The sequence below is a fragment of the Nonomuraea pusilla genome, from assembly GCF_900109355.1.
GTDB lineage: Bacteria > Actinomycetota > Actinomycetes > Streptosporangiales > Streptosporangiaceae > Nonomuraea > Nonomuraea pusilla.
This window is the reverse complement of the sequence record NZ_FOBF01000006.1, coordinates 378,292-398,595: the sequence shown is the minus strand read 5'-3', so window position 1 is coordinate 398,595 and position 20,304 is coordinate 378,292. Positions and strand designations below refer to the sequence as shown.

Below are 20,304 nucleotides of genomic sequence, written 5' to 3'. Positions count from 1 at the left end.
TCGGGCTTGACCTGCGGGTTCATAACCTGGGCGGGTGCGCATCGACACCGGCCTGCTTCCCGCGTTCGCGCGGGGCTGCGCCGTCCTCGGATCGGGGGGCGGCGGCCCCGTCGCGATCGGCCGCGCCGCCGCCCGGCAGGCGCTGGAGGACCACGGCCCTGTCGAGGTCGTCTCCCCCACCGAGCTCGACCCGTCGCTGCTCGTCATGCCGGTCGGCACGGCCGGGTCGTCCGCCGTGATGTCCGAGCGGGTCGGCGGCACCGAGGAGCCCGTGCACCTGCGCGACAAGATCGAGGAGCTGTTCGGCGCGCCCGTCGGAGCCGTCATGGCCAGCGAGATCGGCGGCACCAACGGCTGCCTGGCCGTCGCCTGGGCCGCCCGGCTCGGCCTGCCGCTCGTGGACGCCGACGGCATGAGCCGCGCCTTCCCCGGCATGGACCAGACCGTGATGCAGCTGCGCGGCGTCTCCCCCACCCCGGCCGTCATGTGCGACGAGCGCGGCAGGACCGTCGTCATCGACCACGTCACCGGCCGGTGGCTGGAGCGGTTCGTACGCGCCTCGCTGGAGGCGTTCGGCGGGCAGGTGGCGACCAGCGAGTACGTCCTGCGCGGCCACCAGGTCGCCTCCTGCACCGCGCTCGGCTCCGTCACCAGGGCCGTACGGCTCGGCGAGCGCCTGCCCGAGCCCATCGTCACCGGCAAGATCGCGGAGGCCGGGGGGTCGGTGCTCGTCGAGGGGCTCGGCCCCGACGAGGGCCGGCTCGTGCGCGTCGAGGCGGGCAGCGAGTTCCTCGCCGTCATCGAGGACGGCGCCCCGGTGGCCGCCGTGCCCGACGTCATCGCCCTGCTCGACACCCGCACCCGCGAGGTGGTGCAGACCGAGCAGGTCAGGTACGGCCTGCGGGTCGCCGTGCTCACCGTGCCGTGCGACCCCGTCTGGCACACGCCCGAGGGCCTGCGCCTGGCCGGCCCCGCCGCGTTCGGCCTGACCGGCCTGACCGCCCTAGCCGCCCCCGGCGGCCTGACCGGCGGCAGCGGTACGGGCGGCCCCGGCGGCCCCGGCGGCCTTGGAGGTCCTGCAGGGGCGGCAGGTGCCGCAGGCCCGCTCGCCGACCGGCGTGAGGTGGCGCCGTGAGAGCGGGGATGGACGTCGAGCGCGAGGGTGCGTCGTGAGGGCCGGGGTGGACGTCGGGCCCACCAACACCGACGCGGCCCACCTCGCCGACGACGGTTCCGTGCTCGCCACCGTCAAGGTCGCGTCCGTGCCCGGCGACCCGGCCGCCGGCGTGCGGGCCGCGCTCGCCCGGCTGCCGCGGCGCGAGCTCACCCACGTCGCCGTCGGCCTGCGCGCCACCGCCGCGTCCGTGGTCAGGAGGCAGGGGCTGCGCAAGGTGGGCGTCCTGCGCATCGGCGGCGCGCCCGCGCGGGCCGTGCGCCCGCTGTCCGGCTGGCCGCCCGACCTGCGCGAGGCCGTCAGCGCCGGGTACGCCATCGTGGACGGCGGCGGCGGGCTCGACCCCGAGGACTGGGCGCCGCTCGACCGCGACGCCGTGGCCCGCTTCGCGTCCGGCGTGGCGGGCAGGGCGCAGGCCGTCGCCGTCGCGGGCCTGTTCTCCCCGCTGGACGGCGACCAGGAGCGGGAGGCCGCCGAGATCGTCCGCGCCGAGCTGGGCGACCTGCCGATCGCGCTGTCGGCCGACCTCGGCTCGATCGGCCTGCTGGAACGCGAGAACGCCACTGTGCTCGACGCCGCGCTGTCCGGCGTGGCGGGCGCGCTCGCCGACGGGCTGGCCGCGACGCTGGCCGAGCTGTGTCCCGGCGCCGCCGTGCTGGTGACGCGCGGCGACGGCACGCTGATGAGCCTGGAGCACCTGGCCAGGCATCCGGGGCTGAGCCTGGGCAGCGGTCCCGCGTCCGTGCTGCGCGGCGCGGGCGTGCTGGCCGGGCTGGGTGACGCCGTCGTGGCGGACGTGGGCGCGCGGCGCATCACGGTCGGCGCGCTCGCCGGCGGCTTCCCCGAGGAGGCCGTCGGCGGTGCGGAGATCGGCGGGGTGCCGGTCGGCTTCCGCGTCCCCAGCCTCATCAGGGTGCCCGTGCCGTTCGACCCGGCGGACCTGGCCGAGGCCGTGGACCGGCTGCAGCCCGGCCCTGGACGGCTGCCGCTCGTCGTGGTCGGCGGCGGCGCGGAGTCCGTGCCGCAGGGGCTGCACCCGCCCCACGGGAAGGCGGCGGGCGCGATCGGCGCGGCCGTCTCCCCCGTCGGCGGCCAGTACGAGCGCATCGTCCGCGCTCCCGACCGCTCCGCGCTCGCCCAGGCGATGGAGGCGGTCGCCGAGGAGGCGCGGGCGGCGGCCGTGCGCGCCGGGGCCGACCCCCGGCACGTCCGCATCCTGGAGGCGGCCGACACCCGGCTCGCCTACCTGCCGGGCCCCTTCGTCAAGCTCCGCGCCCGCGCCGCCGGCCCTCCCTCGCGCCTATGACCCCGCCCCCTCGGCCCCGCGCCCTCCTCCGCCTGTGAAACCCCCCGCAGAAAGGCAACGTCCGTGATCGACGCCGACTACCCACTCGAGCGGGTGCCGCCACGCGCCCGCTACTCCTGGTTCAACGTGGCCGTCCAGAGGTTCGGCCAGCTCTCCGACCTGACGCAGTTCCTGCTCGGCGCCACGCTCGGCGCGGGGCTGTCCTTCTGGGGCGCGTTCTGGGCCTTCACCCTCGGCTCGGTGATCCTGGAGATCGTGTGCATCTTCGTCGGCATCGCCGGCATGCGCGAGGGCCTGTCCACCTCGATGCTGGCCCGCTGGACCGGCTTCGGCCGCTACGGCTCCACGCTCATCGGCGTCGTCATCACGCTGAGCCTGTTCGGCTGGTTCGGCGTGCAGACCGCGGTGTTCGCGGCCGGCCTGCACTCGATCATGTCCTGGCTGCCGCTGTGGGCCTGGTCGCTGGTCGCGGGGCTCGGTGTGACGCTGCTGGTCGTGCGCGGGTTCAAGGCGATGGGAATGACGGCGTTCATCACCGTGCCCGCCTTCCTCGGCCTGGCCGGGTGGGCGATGTGGGTGGAGATCTCCCGCCACGACCTGGGCTCGCTGGTCGCCTCGCCGCCGTTCGGCGAGCCGATCACCATCGCGACCGGCGCGACGATCGTCGCCGGGTCGTACATCGTCGGCGCGGTCACCACGCCGGACATGACCAGGTTCAACCGCAACACCGGTGACGTCGTCAAGCAGACCCTCGTCGGCATCTCCCTCGGCGAGTACGTCCTCGGCCTGGCCGGGGTGCTGCTGGCGTACGCGGTGAAGTCCTCCGACGTCGTGGCCATCATCACCGCCTCGTCCGGCGTGGCGGGGGTCATCGTGCTGATCTCCGCCACCGTGAAGATCAACAACTGGAACCTGTACTCGTCGGCGCTGGGCCTGCTCAACGCCGTCGAGTCGACGACCGGCGTGCGGCTGAACCGGGTCGGCGTCACCGTCGGCATCGGCGTCCTCGGCAGCCTCCTCGCCGCCGCCGGCATCCTGGAGCGGTTCACCGACTTCCTGCTGATCCTCGGGGTCGTCACCCCGCCGGTCGCCGGGATCATGGTGGCCGAGTACTTCATCGTCCGGCGCTGGCGGCCCGCCCTGGACGCCTCCCGCGCCACCGGGCGCCTGCCCGACACCGAGCCCACCTGGGTGCCCGCGACGCTCGTCATCTGGGCGGCGTCCGCGCTGGTCGGCTGGCTCAGCGACCACTACCAGTGGTTCGGCATCCCCGCGCTCAACTCCCTCCTCCTGGCGGGCGTGGCCTACGTCGTCGCGGGCCGGCTCGGCCTCGTCCGCGGCACCCGCGAACAGGCCGTCGAACAGCCCGCCACCCTCACCGTCTGACGACAGAAAGCCCTCACATGCGCATCGGCATCGACGTCGGCGGCACCAACACCGACGCCGCCCTCATCGGCGACGGCGGGCAGGTGCTCGCCGCCGTCAAGTCACCCACCACCGAGGACGTCACCAGCGGCATCGCCGCCGCCCTCGACGCACTCGGCGCGACGGACGTGTCCGCCGTGATGATCGGCACCACCCACTTCGTCAACGCCCTCGTGGAGGCGGCCAGGCTGGAGCCGGTCGCCGCGGTGCGGCTCGGCCTGCCCGCCACGGCCGCGCTGCCGCCCCTCGTGGACTGGCCCGACCGGCTGCGCGAGACGGTCGAGGGCGCGGTGCACCTGTGCCACGGCGGCCACGAGTACGACGGCTCCCCCATCTCCGCGCTGGACGTGGACGAGCTGCGCGCGGTCGCCGCCGACATCAGGCGGCGCGGGCTGCGCTCGGTCGCGATCTCCTCGGTGTTCTCCCCGGTCAGCGACGACTCGGAGCGGCGCGCGGCCGAGATCCTCGCCGCCGAGCTCGGGCCTGACGTGCACCTGTCGCTGTCGGCCGAGATCGGCCGGGTCGGCCTGCTGGCCAGGGAGAACGCCACCATCGTCAACGCCGCCCTGCGGCCGCTCGCCGACCGCACGGTGGCCGCGTTCGGCGAGGCGCTGCGGCGGGCCGGCATCGACGCCCCGCTGTTCCTGTCGCAGAACGACGGCACGCTCATGGACGTGGACCACGCGCGCCGCTACCCGGTCGCGACGTTCGCCTCGGGCCCGACCAACTCCATGCGGGGCGCGGCGTACCTGTCGGGACTCACCGACTGCGCCGTGGTCGACATCGGCGGCACCACGTCCGACGTGGGCATCCTGTCCGGCGGCTTCCCCCGCGAGGCGGCCGGCGAGGCGATGGTCGCCGGGGTGCGCACCAACTTCCGCATCCCGGACGTGCTGTCGATCGGCATCGGCGGCGGCTCGATCGTCGGCCCCGACGGCTCCGTCGGGCCGCGCAGCGTCGGCTTCAGGCTGTCGTCCGAGGCGCTGGTGTTCGGCGGCTCCACGCTCACCGCGACCGACCTGGCCGTCGCCGCCGGCCGCGCCGAGATCGGCGACCCGTCGCGGGTCGCGGGCGTGGACCACGAGCGCCCGCTGAAGGTCGTCGCCGAACGGGTCGCGGAGGCGGTGGACCGCATGCGCACCTCCGCCGCCCCGCTGCCCGTCGTGCTGGTCGGCGGCGGAAGCGTCCTCATCGACCGGCTGCCCGGCTTCGACGACGTGCGCCGTCCCGACCACTTCGAGGTGGCCAACGCGGTCGGCGCGGCAATCGCGCAGGTGGGCGGCGAGGTGGACCGCGTCTTCTCGGGGCCGCGGGAGACCGTGCTCGCCGAGGCCAGGGCCGAGGCGGTGGAGCGCGCGCTGCGCGCGGGCGCCCGCGAGGGCAGCGTGCGGATCGTGGACGTGGAGGAACTGCCCCTCGCCTACCTGCCCGGCGACGCCACGCGCGTCCGCGTGAAGGCCGTCGGCGACCTGGACCTGGAGAAGATCGATGCGTGAGATCGGGATCGACGCCCTGGACGACATGGCGCGCGGCGCCGGCATCCTCGGCACCGGCGGCGGCGGGGACCCGTACGTCGGCAAGCTGCTGGCCCGCGAGGCGATCCGCCGGCACGGCCCGGTGACCGTCTACGACATCGACGAGGTGCCCGCGGACGCCACCGTGGTGCCGGTGTCGAGCATGGGGGCGCCCACGGTGCTGCTGGAGAAGCTGCCCGGGGGCACCGAGGAGCTCACGGCGCTGCGCGCGCTGGAGGCGGTGCTGGGCCGCCAGGCCACCCACATCGTCCCGATCGAGGTCGGCGGCGTGAACTCGATGATCCCGATCGCCGCGGCGGCCCAGGCGGGCCTGCCGCTCGTGGACGGCGACGCGATGGGCCGGGCGTTCCCCGAGGCGCAGATGGTGCTGCCGACCCTGATCGGCGTGCGCAACACGCCCATGGCGGTGGCCGACGACAAGGGCAACACGCTGGTGCTGGACGCCGTCTCGAATCACTGGGCCGAGCGCATCGCGCGGGCCGCGTGCGTCCAGATGGGCTGCCAGGTCTCCTGCGCCGACACCGTGCTGCGCGGCGACCAGCTCCGCGACGGACTGGTGCCGGCCACGCTGACGCTCGCGGAGGAGCTGGGCCGCGCCGTCAGGGTGGCGCGCGCCGAGCACGCCGACCCGGTGGCGGCGGCGGTCGCCGTCCTCGGCGGGGTGACGCTGTTCTCGGGCAAGGTGGTGGACGTCGAGCGGCGCACGACCGGCGGGTTCGCCAGGGGGCGGGCCAGGCTGGAGGGCACCGGCACGCTGGAGCTGGACTTCCAGAACGAGCACCTGCTGGCGCGCAGGGACGGCGCGATCGTCGCGACCACGCCCGACCTGATCTGCGTGCTCGACACCGACTCCGGCGAGCCGGTCACGACCGAGGCGATGCGGTACGGCCTGCGGGTGACGGTCGTCGGCGCGCCGTGCGACCCGCGGTGGACCACGCCGGCCGGGCTGGAGCTGGCCGGGCCGCGCTACTTCGGCTACGACTGCGACTACCTGCCGCTGACGGCCGCCTGACGGCCGCCTGACGGCCTCGCAGGGCCGGTGAGGGCGCGCGTCCCGTACGGGGCGCGCGCCCTCACCGTTCCGCCCTTTCCGTTTCGCCAGGAAAGACGGGCTTGACGCCACCCCCGCCCCCGAATGATGATAATTCCGACTTAAAAAGTAGGAATCACTGGAAAGGGGAGGTCGTGCGAGCGCTCATCCTGCTCGGGCTCGTCGGTTTCGCGGCCCAACTCGTCGATGGCAGCCTGGGCATGGCCTACGGCGTCACGTCGACCACGCTCCTGCTCGCCATCGGCACCAACGCCGCGGCGGCCTCGGCCACCGTGCACCTCGCCGAGATCGGCACGACCCTCGCGTCGGGCATCTCCCACTGGCGCTTCGGCAACGTCGACTGGAAGGTGGTCGTGCGGATCGGCATCCCCGGCGCCGTCGGCGCCTTCGCCGGCGCGACGTTCCTGTCGAGCCTGTCCACCGAGGTCGCCGCCCCGGTCATGTCGATCATCCTGCTCACCCTCGGCGTGTACATCCTCGTCAGGTTCACCGCGTTCGGGCTGCCCCGGGGCAACCTGGGCAAGCCGCTGCGCCGCCGCTTCCTCGCCCCGCTCGGCCTGCTCGCCGGCTTCGTCGACGCCACGGGCGGCGGCGGCTGGGGCCCCGTCGGCACCCCCGCCATCCTGGCCAGCGGCCGTCTCGCGCCGCGCAAGGTCGTCGGCTCCGTGGACGCCAGCGAGTTCCTCGTCGCCATCGCCGCCAGCGTCGGCTTCTTCGTCGGCATCGGCTCCGAGAACATCGACTTCGCCTGGGTGGCGGTGCTGCTGCTCGGCGGCGTCATCGCCGCGCCCATCGCCGCCTGGCTGGTCCGCCACATCCCGCCGCGCATCCTCGGCTCCGCCGTGGGCGGCGTGATCGTCCTGACCAACGTACGGAGCCTGCTGCGCAGCGACTGGATCAAGGCGTCCGGCGGCGTCCAGACCGTCGCCTACCTGGTCATCGCCGTCGTCTGGGCGGCCGCGGTGGCGTACTCGGTGCGCGAGTACCGCCGAGACAAGGCCAACGAGTCGGTCGAGGCCGTCGAGTCCGCCGAGTCCGCGAGGCAGCGCCGAGGGGCGGAGGAGGAGCCGGCCTCCGCCTGAGGCCACGTCGGCGCCGGCCCGGTCATCAGCCGCCGGGCCCGGCGCCCGCGCCTTCACGACAGCCCATGAGAATCTCCGCGCGCACCCAGTACGCACTCGGCGCCATGCTCGCCCTGGCCGTGGCCGACGGCCCCCTCCGGTCGGAGCGCATCGCCGCCTCCCAGGACATCCCCCGCCGCTTCTGCGACAACATCCTGCTGCAGCTGCGCAGGGCGGGCCTCATCCACAGCCAGCGCGGCCCCGACGGCGGCTACTGGCTCGCCCGCCCCGCCGAGGCGATCGCGCTCGCCGACGTGATCCGGGTGACAGAAGGCGTCGAGCCGGCCGCGAGGCCCTTCCCGAAGGCGGCGGCCCCGCTCACCCACATCTGGGACGAACTACGCGACCACGAGGACCGCCTCCTCGGCGCCATCACCCTCGCCGACGTCGTCGCCGACCGGTGACTCACTCGGTGACCCCGTGCCGCTTCAGCCGGGCGACGAGCTCGTCCATGGTCCTCGGTTCGAGCCAGCCCGCGCCGCCGTCGGTGAGCGGCACCCGCCCTCCGACGAGAGCCGTCCGGCTGCCGGAGCGCCGCGCGGCGAGGACAGGGTCCTCCAGGACGAGCCCCTGCGGGGGGATCACCATGAGCCGCGCGTCCCGGGGCAGCGGGTCCCCCGGGACGCGCACGGCGCCGGTCGACGCCTCCGGGGGCATCTCCCTCGGGTAGGCGAGCACCTTGGTGCCTGCCGGCATGGCCTTCTCGAAGTCGGCGACGCTCTTCGCCGGCTTCCACCGCTCCGCGGGCACCGATTCGTCACGGATGACAGGCCCCTGGTCGAAGGCGATGCAGGCGACGCCGGAGGCGAGGGACGGCGTCGCCTTCACACCCTTGAGCGGTTCCGTTATGCGAACGCGGAGGACGACCCGGTAGTCGAGGGGGCCGTTCTCGTAAGCCTCGGTGGCGGGCCCCTGCTGCCAACCGTCGATCACCCCGGCGACGACGATCGGCCTGTCCGCCGCGAGTGCCTCAGGGGAGTCGTACGCGGGGAAGTCGGGCATCGAGAGCCGCAGGAGCGAGACGCCGAGCGAGGTGTTCTGCTCGCTCAGCCGGGCCTCTCGCGCCGCGACCGGCACGGACGTCTCCCCCGTCCCGCAGGACGCCACGGCCACGAGGCCCGCGACCACCAGAGCGCCACCGATTCCCTTCCTCACCGAGCCTCCCCCTCCGCCGGCTGCGTGCTGAAGCCCCCCGAACGTAGCAGCTGAGCTATTCGGCCAAGGTTGCGTGACTGCGAGCCCGCGCCTTTCCCCTCTCCGCGACATAGCTTGGGATCATGCTCGGCGACGTCCTCAGCGGTCTCCTCGGCTTCCTCCTCGGCTGGACCCCACGCCGGTGGGCAGTGCCTCGCGCAAGGGTGCATGCCGATGGCTCGGTGACCGTTCCTGGCCAGATCCACGGTTTCCCATCGATCGACAGCGTGCGGGGCTGGATCGGCGGCTACCTGACGATCTCGGATCAGCAGGTGGTCCACACCATCGACAGGGACGCCAAGGTGCTGCGCAGGACCATCCCACGGGCAGGAGCCGCCGTCGAGATCCAAACGGAACAGGGGGCGGCATACGTGATCGTCTGTCTCACGACGCCCGACGGACGACACTTCAAGATCAGCTTCGATCGCAGCTACGATCAGGCCCTCGCCCAGTTCTCCTGAGGCCCCGTCCTGCCGATGCAGGTGGCAGCCGGTCCGGCCATCGATACCCGGCCGACGTCAGGTGACGAGCCACCGGCTAGGACTGGCCGGGCACCTCCAGCGCCGCGAGCACGCCTGGGGCCACCGACGCGCGGAACACGGCGTCCAGCTCGGCCGGGGTGGCTCTGAGCTCCTCGTCCACCCACTTGCGCACCAGCGCCATGAACGCGCCTGTCACGCAGGTGACCGCGAGGTCCAGCGTCGCCCCCGGCCGGGCGCCCCTGGCCAGCAGCTCCTCCCTGACGACGTCCTCCAGCAGGCTCTCGCCGTACGCCATGACCACCCGGCCGCCGCGCCGCCCGAGCAGCGCCCGCACCAGCCTGCGCTGCTCCCGTACATGCTCGAACATCGGCAGACTGAACGAGAACGGCGGCCCGTCGTGACGCGGCGCGGCCCGCAGGAACGCCATCTCCTCCAGCGCGCTGAACAGCACCGCCTGCTTGTCGGGGTAGTGCGCGTAGAACGTCGAGCGGCCGACGTCCGCGCGGGCGATGAGGTCGGTGACGGTGACCGGCTCGTACCCCTTCTCCAGGATCAGCTCCACGAGGGCGCGCTGGATCGCCTGCCGGGTGCGCCGCACCCGCCTGTCCACGTTTCCGGACACTTCACGGCTCCTGTTCGGTACGGCACACCTGGGCAGAAGTGTCGGTTGACCTCGCCCGCGCGGTGAACAGACTATTCATAACAGAACAGGTTGTTCGAGAGGAGACCACCGATGGGACTGGGCAAACTGCTGCACGATCACGCCGAGCACCAGGACGAGGGCGGCACGATCGACCACCCCCGGGCGTACGAGGTGGCCGCCCACCTCGGCCTGCTCGGCCGCAGGCGGGAGCTCTTCACCCGCCTCGCGATGCTGTCCGGGGCGCGGCCCGGCCACACCGTGCTCGACGTCGGGTGCGGCACCGGCTACCTGACGAGGATCCTCGCCCCCGTCATCGGACCGTCAGGGCACGTCACCGGCATCGACCCGTCCGAGCCGATGGTCGAGTACGCGCGCCGGCACGCCCCGGCCAACTGCACGTACCTCGTGGGCGAAGGGCAGGCGCTCGACCTGCCCGACGCGAGCTTCGACGTGGTCGTCTCCAGCCTCGCCGTGCACCACATGCCGCCGGCCGCGCGCGGCACCGCCCTGCGCGAGATGTTCCGCGTGCTGCGGCCCGGCGGGCGGCTGCTCGTCGCCGAGTACCGGCCGCCGTCGAACCCGCTGCTCGCCCGCGTCATGGACGTGCTGACCGGGCCCGCCATGCAGCACAACCCCAAGGAGCTGCTGGGGGGAATCGTGCCGGAGGCCGGGTTCCAGGTGGAGGAGGAAGGCGACCTGCCGGTCATGCTCTTCTACATCCGCGCCACCCGCCCGTAGCCCGAGCGCTGAAGCCGCCCTGACCCGGCGCTCCGGCCTGGCGCTCAGGCCCCACCGCTCCGTGCCTGACGTTCCGGCACGGCCTTCCGGCACGGCGTTCCGGCTGTGTCGGGAAAGCAGGCGGCCCGGCGCTCGGGAGAGCCGGGCGGTATGGCGCTCGGGAGAGCCGGGCGGTGCGACCCGGGCGTCCGGCAGGGCCCGGTGTGGGGCCCGGTGCAGGGCCCGGTGCAGGGCCCGGTGCAGGGCCCGGTGCAGGGCAAGGGCAGTCGGGACGCCGGGGCGCGGGCCTCCGGTTCCGGGGGCGACGACGCGCCGCCCTAGCATGGGACGCGGTTCAGGATCGGGCGTTCGGGCGGGGACGGATGGGCGGAGGAGCGTTGGGCGCGGCGCGCGGCGTGCCGCGCTGGCTGCTGCTCGCGCTGCTCGTCCTGCTCGTGACCGGCGTGTGGGGCATGCACACCCTCGGCCACGCCGGCTCTCATGCCAGGGCCCACGCCGGCTCCCACGACGGCCCCTCCACCGCCGCACCGGCGCACGCCGGCCTGTCCTCCCGGACGGGCGGCGCCCCCGGCACGCCCCCCGCCGCCGCCCTTCCCCGCACGACCACCATCCCAGGCACCTCCTTCCGAACGACGCCCGAGCCCGCCGCCCTGAGCACCTCCCTCCAGGGGACGCCCGTGCGCACCGCATGGAGCGCCTATCTCCAAGCGGCTCCCACTCCCGCCGCCCTGAACGCCCCCCTCCACGGGACGCCCGCGCACACGGCTCGGAGCGGCTCTCTCGGAGGGACGCCGGTGCCCGCCGCCCTGAGCGCCCCCCTCCAAGGGACGCCCGAGCCCGCCACCCTGAGCACCTCCCTCCAAGGGACGCCCGTGCGCGCCGTCCTGAGTGTCTTCTTCCCGGGGATGCCCGTGCAGGGCGTGCTGGTGGAGGCGGGGGCTGCGGCTCTGCGGACGGGGCGTGCGGTGGCGGCCGTCACGATGGGCACCATCGAGACGGGCACCGTCGGGATGGCGGGCGGCGAGATGGGGACCGTCGAGGTGGCGGGCGGCGAGGTCGGGGCTGCGGGTGCGGTGGGTGAGGGGCGTTCGGGGGAGGTGGCGGCGGGTGGCTTCCGGGGCGAGTGGCGGTCCGGGCATCGGCTGCCTGACCTCGATCCCGCCGCGGTGTGCCTGGCCGTCCTGACCTCGCTGCTCCTGCCGCTGCTCGCCGCCGCGTACGTGCGGGGACGGCTGGATGCCGCCACCGCCGCCGGGACGCGGCCCTCCGGCGGCCCCGTCGCCCGTCCGCCGCCCCGCGGCATGGGCATCCGGCTCACTCGCGTGTCGGTGCTGCGCATATAGGCCGCTCGCTGCTCGAAACGACAGCGAAGGCCATGCAGACATCGTCAACGGGAGTTCACCCAACCATGTCCATCAACCGTTCCACCGACCGCGTCACTGCTCGCGCCACTGCCCGCGCCACCGACCGGCCCAGCGCTCAGGCGGGCCGAGCGGCCGTTCTGCGGATCTCGTCCGCGATCGCCGCCGGAGCCGGCGCGCTCGTCCTCCTGACCGCCTGCGGCGGCAGCGGCACCGCGGCCCCCGCCGGGGAGAGCACGCCCGCCAGCGCCGCGGCGACGTCGCCCGCCGCCGGGACGGACGCCGCCCAGCCGTCGGCGTCCTTCAACGACGCCGACGTGATGTTCGCGCAGATGATGATCCCCCACCACCGGCAGGCCGTCGAGATGGCGGACCTGGCCGCCACGCGGGCCGCCGATCCCGAGGTCAAGAAGCTGGCGGCCACGATCAAGGCCGCGCAGGACCCGGAGATCGAGACCATGCGGGGCTGGCTGGAGACGTGGGGCAGGCCCGAGTCGGCCGGCGGCGCCGGGCACATGGGGCACGGCATGCCCGGCATGATGTCCGACGCGGACATGGACCTGCTGAAGAAGGCCAAGGGCGCCGCGTTCGACGAGAAGTTCGTCCAGATGATGATCGCGCACCATGAGGGCGCGATCGAGATGGCGAGGACCGAGCGGGCCCAGGGCGCGGACGCCGGGGCCAAGAAGCTGGCCGACGCCATCGAGTCGGCGCAGCAGGCCGAGGTCGAGCAGATGCGCGCCATCCTCGACCGGCTCTGACCCGGGCACCCGGGCGGCCACCACCGGCCGCCCGGCATCCCAGTACCAGAGTCCCGGTGCCGCCCGCGCGCGCGGGCGGCACCGGCGTGCCGCCGGAGCGTCCCGGCTCTCAGTGGGCGAAGACGCCGCGGACGGCCGCCTTGTGCTCCACCTCGGGCCGGACGAGCATGGCCAGCGACGCGACGCCGATCCACAGCAGGAACGCGAAGCCCATGATGGAGGTCATCACCATCGTGAACGCCGACGGCGCGGCGAGGAACCCGGCGAACCCGGTGATGAGGCCGATCAGCGCCACCACCATGCCGGCCCAGCCGAGCCACGGCCCGGCGAGCTCGCGGCGCACCATGGCCGCGCCCGCGCTGGCCGCGAACAGCGCCACGAGCAGGCCGATCGGGCCGACCGCGAGCATGTGCACGGCGTACAGGACGCGGGCCACCCCGAGCTCGCCGACGCCGATGGGCCGGGTGGCGAGGGTGGCCAGGGCGGTCATCGGGACCATGGCCAGCGCGGTCATGGTCGCCAGGCTGACGCCGGACACCAGGACGACGGGCGAGAACGCCTCGGCGCCGCCCTCGGCCCGCTGGAGCACGTGGCGCAGGTGCGAGATGAACCAGAGGAAGGCCACCACGGCCAGCCCCATCAGCAGGGCCGCCGTGAGCACGGCCGCCCGTCTCATGCCGAGGTAGCCGACGATGGCGACGGCGGACGCGTCGAGGCCCGGCGGGTTGGGCACCATCAGCAGCGCGACCAGCAGCAGCACGGCCGCCGCCAGCCCGCTGGCCGCCCCGATGCGTTCCCAGGATCGTTCGTTCATGACCGCCTCCCCCTTGACGAGGCCTGCCGATTCGGATGCCCGGGTGGCCGCGTCGTCGAGCGGGACGGAGCCCGGCGGCTCGCGATCCCCCGTCGCGACCATGGGCAATTGTCCGATTTGTACCATTACCCAGCATACGTCCCACGGTCCTGGGACGGCCGGGGACGGCTGCGATTCCGGACGCCGTGGCAGGACCGAACTCTCGACCTGCCGTCCGATGACGGCCGGCCCGTCTCCTGCAGGAGGCGGGCCGGCCCGGCGTGGGTCAGCGGGGGGCGGGCTGGGTGTCGCGGGCGGTGGCCGGCACCGCCGACGACCAGTACAGGGCCTTGGCCACCTGCGGGAACAGGCCCTTCGGGTGGTTGCGGAACAGCGGCTCGGTGCCGAACAGCACCACGGCCGCGCCGCGTTCGTCCCTGCCGCTGATCACGGCGGCCTGGCCGCGCGCGTCCTCCTGGCCGCCCCCGGTGCCGTCGGTGCGGGCCCGCCAGTGCCCGGCGACGAGCGGCCCGTCCGCCGCGTACGCCTGCTCGACCGTCACCTCGGCCCCGAGCCCGGTGAACCAGCGCGGCGAGTAGACGAACGAGTGGTCCGGCGCGCCGCCCCCGACGGCCGTGCCGGGGGACGTCACCCGGACGACGCCGTTGGCGTCGGACCGGCCGGCGACGGAGGTGGCGGTGAGCAGCCCGGCGGCGGCGTTGAAGGCCGACCCGGTGGCGCCCCTGCCGACCACGCCGCCGGTGGCGAGGAACGCCTCCAGCGCCGCCCTGGCCTGCGGGGTGAGCGCGGCGTGGCTGAGCCCGCTGGAGACGTACAGGACGTCCACGCCGCTCCAGTCGAACCCGGCGTTGAGCGCGGCGGTGGAGACGGGGGTGACGTCGAAGCCCATCTCGCGCAGCGTGAACAGCTCGTCGGCGGACGCCGCCGCGGCGATGCGCACCGGCGCGAGCGGCGTGCCCGCCGCGTTCCCGGCGGGGGTGAACGCGACCCCGTACCGTTCGGCGGCGGTGCGGGCGGCGTCGCGGGCGGAGGCGGGCAGCACGGCGGAGCCGTCGCCGGTCCAGCTCACCTGGACGCCCTGGGCGAGCAGGTCGTTGAGCGCCCGCACCTCCTTGGCGTCGGTGACCTTCATGGCGAGCGGCCCCGACGTGCGCGGCAGCGACCCGGTGGGGGCGGCGGCGGCGACCGGTTCGGCGGCGACGCGCAGCGTGCCCGAGGTGACGGCGTCGACGGTGGCGCCCCACAGCAGGGCGTGGCTCCAGCCGGAGATGTCGTACATGGCGTCCACCCGCGGCGAGATGTCGGCGCCGCGCTCCAGCATCACGTTGGCCAGCCCGCGCTTGGGCTGGTGCATGTCCACCACGTACGACCCGGCCGGGTAGGAGGCCCCGCCCGCGCGGAACGGCCGCGTCGCCCGCTCCACCCGGACGTCGTTGGCCACGAGGTGGTCGACGAGGCGGGCGGCGGCCGTGGCGGAGCGCTGCCCCGAACCGGCCGGGATCACGTAGGCGCGCGGGTAGGTGGTGGTGTAGACGTCCTCGGGACCGAAACCGGGGACGGTGCCGAGCGGCACCTCCCTGGCCGGCTCGCCCGCCGCGCCCCTGCGGAACATCTCGATCTGGTCGGCGACGAGCGCGTCGTGCCGGTCTCGGGCGAACGCGTACGTCGCCCTGATCGCGGCGGCGGCGACGGCGGTGTTGATCGAGGAGCGGCGGCGCAGCTCCTCGACGGGCTGCTGGGTGTAGTCGGAGCCGTTGACCCGCAGCGGGATCTCCACGGTGTGCGCGGCGACGGCGCCCTGGAACGGCGCGTACTGCGGGGTGAAGATGGGCGGCCAGTCGTCCCAGCCCTCGTCGGAGTCGCGGAACGGGATCTGCGGCGGGTGGACGCCGTCCTTCTCGACGGTGTGGCCGAGGGCCTTGACGGCGGCCTCCATGCCGAGGGCGTTGGCGTAGGCGTTCCTGATGAACAGGTCGTACTCGTAGTTGGCGCCGTGGGGCGGCGTGGTGGGCTCGATGAGCGTGCCGTTGACGTAGCCGTGCAGGTCGAGCATGACGACGGGCTGCGTGTCGATCATCACCTGGCGCATGGCCCGCACCTCGGGCTGGGAGGCGGTGACGAAGTCGCGGTTCATGTCGAAGCCGGCGCCGTTGGCGCGCACGCCGTTGAAGCGGCCGTCGGGGTTGGCGGTGACGTTGAAGTACAGCCGGGTGCGGTCGAGCAGGCGGGTGACGGCGGGATCGGTGCTGGTGGCCAGCTCCTCGACGACGCGCAGGATGGCGTCGGTGCCCTCCCACTCGTTGCCGTGGATGTTGCCGTTGACGAAGACGGGCGCCTTGTAGCGGGCGGCCAGGCCGCGGTCGCGGGCGGCGGCGGCCGGGTCGTTCTCGATGCGCTCGCGGATGCGGCGCTGCTCGCGCGCCTCGGCGCGGCTCTCGGGCGCGGTCACGGTGACGAGGTAGAGGTCCCTGCCCTGGTGGGAGCGGCCGATGACCTCGACGCTGACGCGGTCGCCGAGCCGCTGCAGCTCGTTCAGCCTGGGCGCGATGCCGTGGTACGGCACCAGGCCCAGCTTGATCGAGGCGTCGGCGGTGTTCTCGGCGGGCACGGGCAGCTCGGTCCGCCTGGGGTAGCCGCGGTCGCGGTCGTGGAAGAACGGGTGGCGGGCGGGGTCGTCGGGCGTGGCGGCCCGCAGCGCGGACGCGGCCTGCCCGGGGTCGCCGGCCGCCTCCTCGTTGCGCTCGGGCCCGTTGCCGAAGTCGCGGACGGCGGGCGACGGCGGGGCGGCGGGGTCGGCCGCCGCCGGCTGGACGAGCAGGGGCGGCACGAGGAGGGCGGCCGCGACGGCGGCTCCGAACAGGGGTGACAGGGGTTTGGACAGGCGCAAGGACGCTCTCCTTCGACGGGTGGACTCACGGCTTCCTGTGGTCGGCGGACCGGCTCGCCGTTCCTCGCGGCCGGCGGGCCGGCTCGCCGTTCCTCGTGGTCGGGGGCCGGCTCACGGCTCCCTGTAGTCGGCGGCGACGCCGATCAGCGCGATGAGGCCGGAGGCGAACTCCATGGCCTCGGCGTGCCCCTCGCTGAACGGCGGCTGGAAGCCCACGCCCTCCCACGTCCGCTTCTCCGGGTTCCACAGGTCGCTGCCGACCTCGAAGTCCCAGCCGAAGACGCCGAAGTCGTACCAGAGCTCGTCGGCGGAGTTGCCGGCGGCGGAGTACAGCACGTCGGTGACGGGCCCGGTCTGCTGCGGCCAGGTGACGGTGCCCCGCTCGGCGGCGATGGCCCGCTCGATCGTCCTGGCCGAGCGCATGAAGTACGCCTCCTGCTCGGAGGTGGGCCTCGGCAGCGTGACGCGGCCGTCGAGCTTGTACGCCCCGGGCGGCCACATGAAGTAGCCGCCGTAGCTGTGCACGTTCATGGCGAACTTGATGTTGCGGTACCTCTGGGCCAGCCACATGACGTTGCGGCTCTCGGGCTCGGAGTGCTCGGACGGCCCGGCGTACGTGCCGCCCTGGCAGTTGGCCGACGCGCCGACGTACCCGTCGGTCAGGGAGCCCACGGCGTAGTTGCGGTTGACGTCCACGCCCCAGGTGTTGCGCAGCGCCGGGTCGGACTGCTGCGCCGGGCAGTGGTTCGTCATGTTCTTCCGCTGGCTGTTGAAGTCGTAGAAGCTGTAGTTCGCGCCGTCGGGGTTGACGGTCGGCACGATGAAGAGGTCGGTGCGCCGCAGCAGCCTGCGGGTGGCCGGGTCGGCGGCGTGGTTGCGCAGCAGCCGCTCGGCGGCCTCGACGGTGACGAGCGGGGTCACCCACTCCCTGGCGTGCTCCTGGGCGTAGGCGAGGACGCCGGGGCGGGTGCCGTCGCGGTGCTCGCCGATGCGCAGGGCCAGCACCCTGGCGGGGGCGCGGGAGACGTCGGCGGGGGCCTTGAGGAAGTCGCTGAGCTGGGTCGGCGGCACGGGCGCGAGGACGCCGGCGCCGGGGTCGGTGCGGTACGTCGCCGCCTTGACCGGCAGGCCGGGCGCGGCGTTGATCGCGGCGGCGACCTGGGCGGCGGTGCTGGAGGGCGCTCCCGAGGCGTCGGTCGCCAGGCTCACCGTGATGATCTTGCCGTTCGCGGTGACGGCGAGCGGGCGACCGGGCGCGCCGGGGTTCACCAGCTCGACGGCGAGGTCGTTGCCGCCCTCCGAGCCGTACGCGTCGGAGGTGACGACGACGGCCGCCCCCGGCGGCGTGCCGATCAGGGCCTGGGCGTGGCGCCGGTAGCCGTTGGTGAGGTAGGGCAGCTCGATGACGTCGGTCAGGTCGGGGAAGCGCCGGTGCAGGTCCTTGACCCGCTCGTTGAGCTGCGCCGGGGTCATGTAGTGGCTGACGAAGTCCTTCTGGTAGCCGCTGCCGTGGCGGTCGGGCCGCTCGCCGCCCGGCCACTCCTCGACCCGCGCCTCGGCCGTGCCGCCGCCGGCGGAGGTGACGGTCACCCAGAGGGGCCGGTCCGCGGCGGGCACGGGCGCGTTCAGCTGGTGCCCCAGGTAGGCGCCCGCGTCCACGTACGGCACGAGGTCGGCCTGCCCGGTGGCGCCCTTCCTGCCCTTCCACGTCACGGTGAGCGCCGCGTCGGCGCCCGCGCTGCTCGACGCCTCGACCGACAGGAAGTAGCCGTCGCGGGACTCGAACCACACGGCCCGCTCGATGACGATCTGGTCCTGGGCGGCGGCGCCTCTGCGCTGGGGCCGCGACGGGGCCGTGGCCTCGCCCGCGAGGGTGGCGCCGAGCGGCCGCAGGGCGGCGAGCTGGGCGGGCGTGACGACGGCGTCCACCTGGATGCTGCCGTCGGGCTGCGGCCTGATCCGCTCGGTCAGGTCGGCGCCGGACCCGACGAGCCGCTCCATGGCGGCGACGTCGGGCACGGAGAGCGTGACGAGCGAGGCGGGCTCGGGGTCGGCCGGCCCGGCGACCGCCGGTGACGACGGCTCCGCGGCCACGAACGTCGAGAGGACGAGGACGAGAACGACTGAGGACGCCCGTAGGCCACGCATCGGCTCCTCCATATGCCGGTTTGGAGATCATTGAAAGCCGACTTCGGTGATCGGGCAAGACCCCTCGCCGGGCCGGTCGCCGGCGGACCTTACTTTCGTCAGGGGCGACGGTGGACGGTCGGCGGATCCGGCGGAGGGTGGCCGCTCCGTAGGTTTCCCTGGTCCGACTCGATCTGGAGAAGCCCATGAAGTCCCTCGCGGCCGCCCTGGCGGCCCTGGCGCTCGCCACCTCACCCGTCCAGCCCGCCCACGCCGCGTCCCCGGGCGAGCTGACGCCCGCCGCCGTGGACGCGTACGTGCGAGGGGCGCTGGAGTCCACCGGCCTGCCCGGCCTGTCCGTGGTCGTGACGCACCGCGGGCGGGTGGTGCACGCGGCCGGTTACGGCCACGACTCGGGCGGCCGCCCGGTCACGAAGGACACCCCGATGCGGGTGGCCTCCCTCAGCAAGTCGGTCACGGCGGCGGCCGTCATGACGCTCGCCGAGCGCGGCAGGATCGCCCTGGACGAGCCGGTGGCCGGGCAGTTGCCCGGGTTCGGGATGGCCGACCCGCGCGCGGCCCGCGTCACCGTCCGCCAGCTGCTGAACCAGACGTCCGGCCTGTCCGACGCCACCGTGGACATGGACGCCCTGGAGGACGCCTCCTCGCTCGCCGACTACGTCTCGCGCCTGTCCGGCTCGCGGCTGCGCGCCGACCCGGGGACGCGCTGGGAGTACTGCAACGTCAACTACAACCTGGCCGCCCGGCTGGTCGAGACGGCGAGCGGGCAGCGGTTCGGCGACTACCTGCGCGAGCACGTCTTCGGCCCGCTCGGCATGACGTCCAGCGCGGTGAGCGACCGGCAGGTCAGGCCGGCCGACGGGTACGTCTCCGTCTTCGGCGCCTGGGTGCCGCGCCGGGAGGCGCCCGGCTTCCTCGACGGCAGCGGCAGCGGCGGCGTCATCACGACGGCCGCCGACATGGGCAGGTGGCTGCTGATGCAGACGGGCGACGGCGGGCCGGTGCTCGACCGGGAGAGCCTGGAGACCATGCACCGGCCGGTCGGGGAGAGCGACTACGGCATGGGCTGGGGGCTCGACCACGACACCGGGCAGCTCGTGCACTCGGGCAACCTGTTCACGTACACGGCGGTCGAGGCCCTCTCGCCGAGGACGGGGTACGGCTTCGCGGTCATGGCCAACAGCGCGGCGCTGACCGACGAGACGTACACGATCATGCAGGGGCTGACGGCGATGAGCGAGGGCGGGACGCCCGAGGCGCCCGGCGGGGACCGGCGGCTCTACGAGCTGGTGCTGGGCGGGTTCGCGCTGGTGGCGGTGGCGCTGGGCGCGCTGGGGGTGGCGCGGGCGGGGCGCTGGGCCGCGCGCCGCGCCGGGCGCGCCCGATGGCGGGCCGGGCTGCGGCTGGCGCCCGCGCTGCTGCCCGTGGCCGTCCTCGCGGCCTACCCCGGCCTCGTCTCGTTCCTCATGAACGGCAGGGCGGTGACCTGGGCGCAGCTCACGTACTTCGCGGCGCCGCTGTCGGTGGCGCTGCTCGCGGCGGCCGTCGCGGGCGCCGCCACGACGGCGGCCCGCCTCACCCGGCTCCTGCGGCCCGGCGGGCGGCGCTCCCGCTGAACGCGGCGGCGGGCAGATCACCGCAAAGCCCTGCAATCCCCCTTCAGT

Annotated in this window: 17 protein-coding genes; 12 read left to right on the top strand and 5 right to left on the bottom strand. The window is 74.3% G+C overall.

What is annotated here, in order from left to right; translation table 11 throughout:
- The first annotated feature begins 34 nt into the window (after positions 1-34).
- The 7 genes from BMX74_RS16175 (at position 35) to BMX74_RS16145 (ending at position 8,016) form a co-directional block, all read left to right on the top strand.
- Entirely contained in the window at positions 35-1,135 is a 1,101-nt protein-coding gene (locus BMX74_RS16175) for a DUF917 domain-containing protein (RefSeq protein WP_091101143.1), read from the top strand.
- A gap of 34 nt (positions 1,136-1,169) precedes the next feature.
- On the top strand, positions 1,170-2,480 hold the full coding sequence (locus BMX74_RS16170) for a hydantoinase/oxoprolinase N-terminal domain-containing protein (protein WP_091101141.1): 1,311 nt from the start codon (positions 1,170-1,172) through the stop codon (positions 2,478-2,480).
- Positions 2,481-2,543: 63 nt separating this feature from the next.
- Positions 2,544-3,866, top strand: coding sequence for a purine-cytosine permease family protein (locus BMX74_RS16165; RefSeq protein WP_055503375.1), 1,323 nt, complete (start codon positions 2,544-2,546; stop codon positions 3,864-3,866).
- Positions 3,867-3,883: 17 nt separating this feature from the next.
- Entirely contained in the window at positions 3,884-5,401 is a 1,518-nt protein-coding gene (locus tag BMX74_RS16160; protein ID WP_091101138.1) for a hydantoinase/oxoprolinase family protein, read from the top strand.
- Positions 5,394-6,452 carry a DUF917 domain-containing protein gene (locus BMX74_RS16155; protein ID WP_055503377.1) on the top strand — a complete coding sequence of 353 codons (1,059 nt, stop codon included), beginning with the start codon at positions 5,394-5,396 and terminating at the stop codon, positions 6,450-6,452. Before BMX74_RS16160 ends, BMX74_RS16155 begins: the two co-directional genes overlap by 8 nt.
- Positions 6,453-6,625: 173 nt before the next feature.
- Positions 6,626-7,573: a sulfite exporter TauE/SafE family protein gene (locus BMX74_RS16150; protein ID WP_091101136.1), complete on the top strand. Its 948-nt coding sequence runs from the start codon at positions 6,626-6,628 to the stop codon at positions 7,571-7,573.
- 65 nt (positions 7,574-7,638) lie between these two features.
- Complete coding sequence (locus tag BMX74_RS16145; protein WP_055503379.1) at positions 7,639-8,016, top strand: RrF2 family transcriptional regulator; 378 nt, start codon at positions 7,639-7,641, stop codon at positions 8,014-8,016.
- Between the two features lies 1 nt (position 8,017).
- On the opposite strand, the gene BMX74_RS16140 is transcribed toward BMX74_RS16145, so the two are convergent.
- Entirely contained in the window at positions 8,018-8,767 is a 750-nt protein-coding gene (locus BMX74_RS16140) for a hypothetical protein (RefSeq protein WP_143078677.1), read from the bottom strand.
- A gap of 122 nt (positions 8,768-8,889) precedes the next feature.
- Here BMX74_RS16140 and BMX74_RS16135 point away from each other — a divergent pair, with 122 nt between their 5' ends.
- Positions 8,890-9,267 (top strand): hypothetical protein, encoded by a 378-nt coding sequence (locus BMX74_RS16135; protein WP_091101131.1) that lies wholly within the window; start codon positions 8,890-8,892, stop codon positions 9,265-9,267.
- A 76-nt stretch (positions 9,268-9,343) separates the two neighbouring features.
- Here the strand turns inward: BMX74_RS16135 and BMX74_RS16130 are convergent, their stop codons facing one another.
- Entirely contained in the window at positions 9,344-9,910 is a 567-nt protein-coding gene (locus BMX74_RS16130) for a TetR/AcrR family transcriptional regulator (protein WP_091101129.1), read from the bottom strand.
- A gap of 111 nt (positions 9,911-10,021) precedes the next feature.
- On the opposite strand from BMX74_RS16130, the gene BMX74_RS16125 reads away from it, so the two are divergent.
- The 3 genes from BMX74_RS16125 to BMX74_RS16110 all read left to right on the top strand — a co-directional run bounded on the left by BMX74_RS16125 (position 10,022) and on the right by BMX74_RS16110 (position 12,791).
- Positions 10,022-10,669, top strand: coding sequence for a class I SAM-dependent methyltransferase (locus BMX74_RS16125; RefSeq protein WP_055503382.1), 648 nt, complete (start codon positions 10,022-10,024; stop codon positions 10,667-10,669).
- Between the two features lie 377 nt (positions 10,670-11,046).
- The gene (locus tag BMX74_RS43025; RefSeq protein ID WP_143078676.1) at positions 11,047-12,012 is read left to right on the top strand and encodes a hypothetical protein; all 966 of its coding nucleotides are present in this window, start codon (positions 11,047-11,049) and stop codon (positions 12,010-12,012) included.
- A gap of 65 nt (positions 12,013-12,077) precedes the next feature.
- Positions 12,078-12,791: a DUF305 domain-containing protein gene (locus tag BMX74_RS16110; RefSeq protein WP_091101122.1), complete on the top strand. Its 714-nt coding sequence runs from the start codon at positions 12,078-12,080 to the stop codon at positions 12,789-12,791.
- A 109-nt stretch (positions 12,792-12,900) separates the two neighbouring features.
- On the opposite strand, the gene BMX74_RS16105 is transcribed toward BMX74_RS16110, so the two are convergent.
- From BMX74_RS16105 to BMX74_RS16095, 3 genes are all read right to left on the bottom strand, one after another.
- Positions 12,901-13,605 (bottom strand): hypothetical protein, encoded by a 705-nt coding sequence (locus BMX74_RS16105; RefSeq protein ID WP_143078675.1) that lies wholly within the window; start codon positions 13,603-13,605, stop codon positions 12,901-12,903.
- Between the two features lie 265 nt (positions 13,606-13,870).
- Positions 13,871-16,492, bottom strand: a complete 2,622-nt coding sequence (locus BMX74_RS16100; RefSeq protein WP_256256971.1) for a M14 family zinc carboxypeptidase — start codon at positions 16,490-16,492, stop codon at positions 13,871-13,873.
- 111 nt (positions 16,493-16,603) lie between these two features.
- The gene (locus BMX74_RS16095; RefSeq protein WP_201784522.1) at positions 16,604-18,640 is read right to left on the bottom strand and encodes a M14 family zinc carboxypeptidase; all 2,037 of its coding nucleotides are present in this window, start codon (positions 18,638-18,640) and stop codon (positions 16,604-16,606) included.
- Positions 18,641-18,825: 185 nt separating this feature from the next.
- Between BMX74_RS16095 and BMX74_RS16090 the strand changes: the two genes are divergently transcribed.
- On the top strand, positions 18,826-20,256 hold the full coding sequence (locus BMX74_RS16090; protein WP_091101118.1) for a serine hydrolase domain-containing protein: 1,431 nt from the start codon (positions 18,826-18,828) through the stop codon (positions 20,254-20,256).
- Positions 20,257-20,304: the final 48 nt, after the last annotated feature.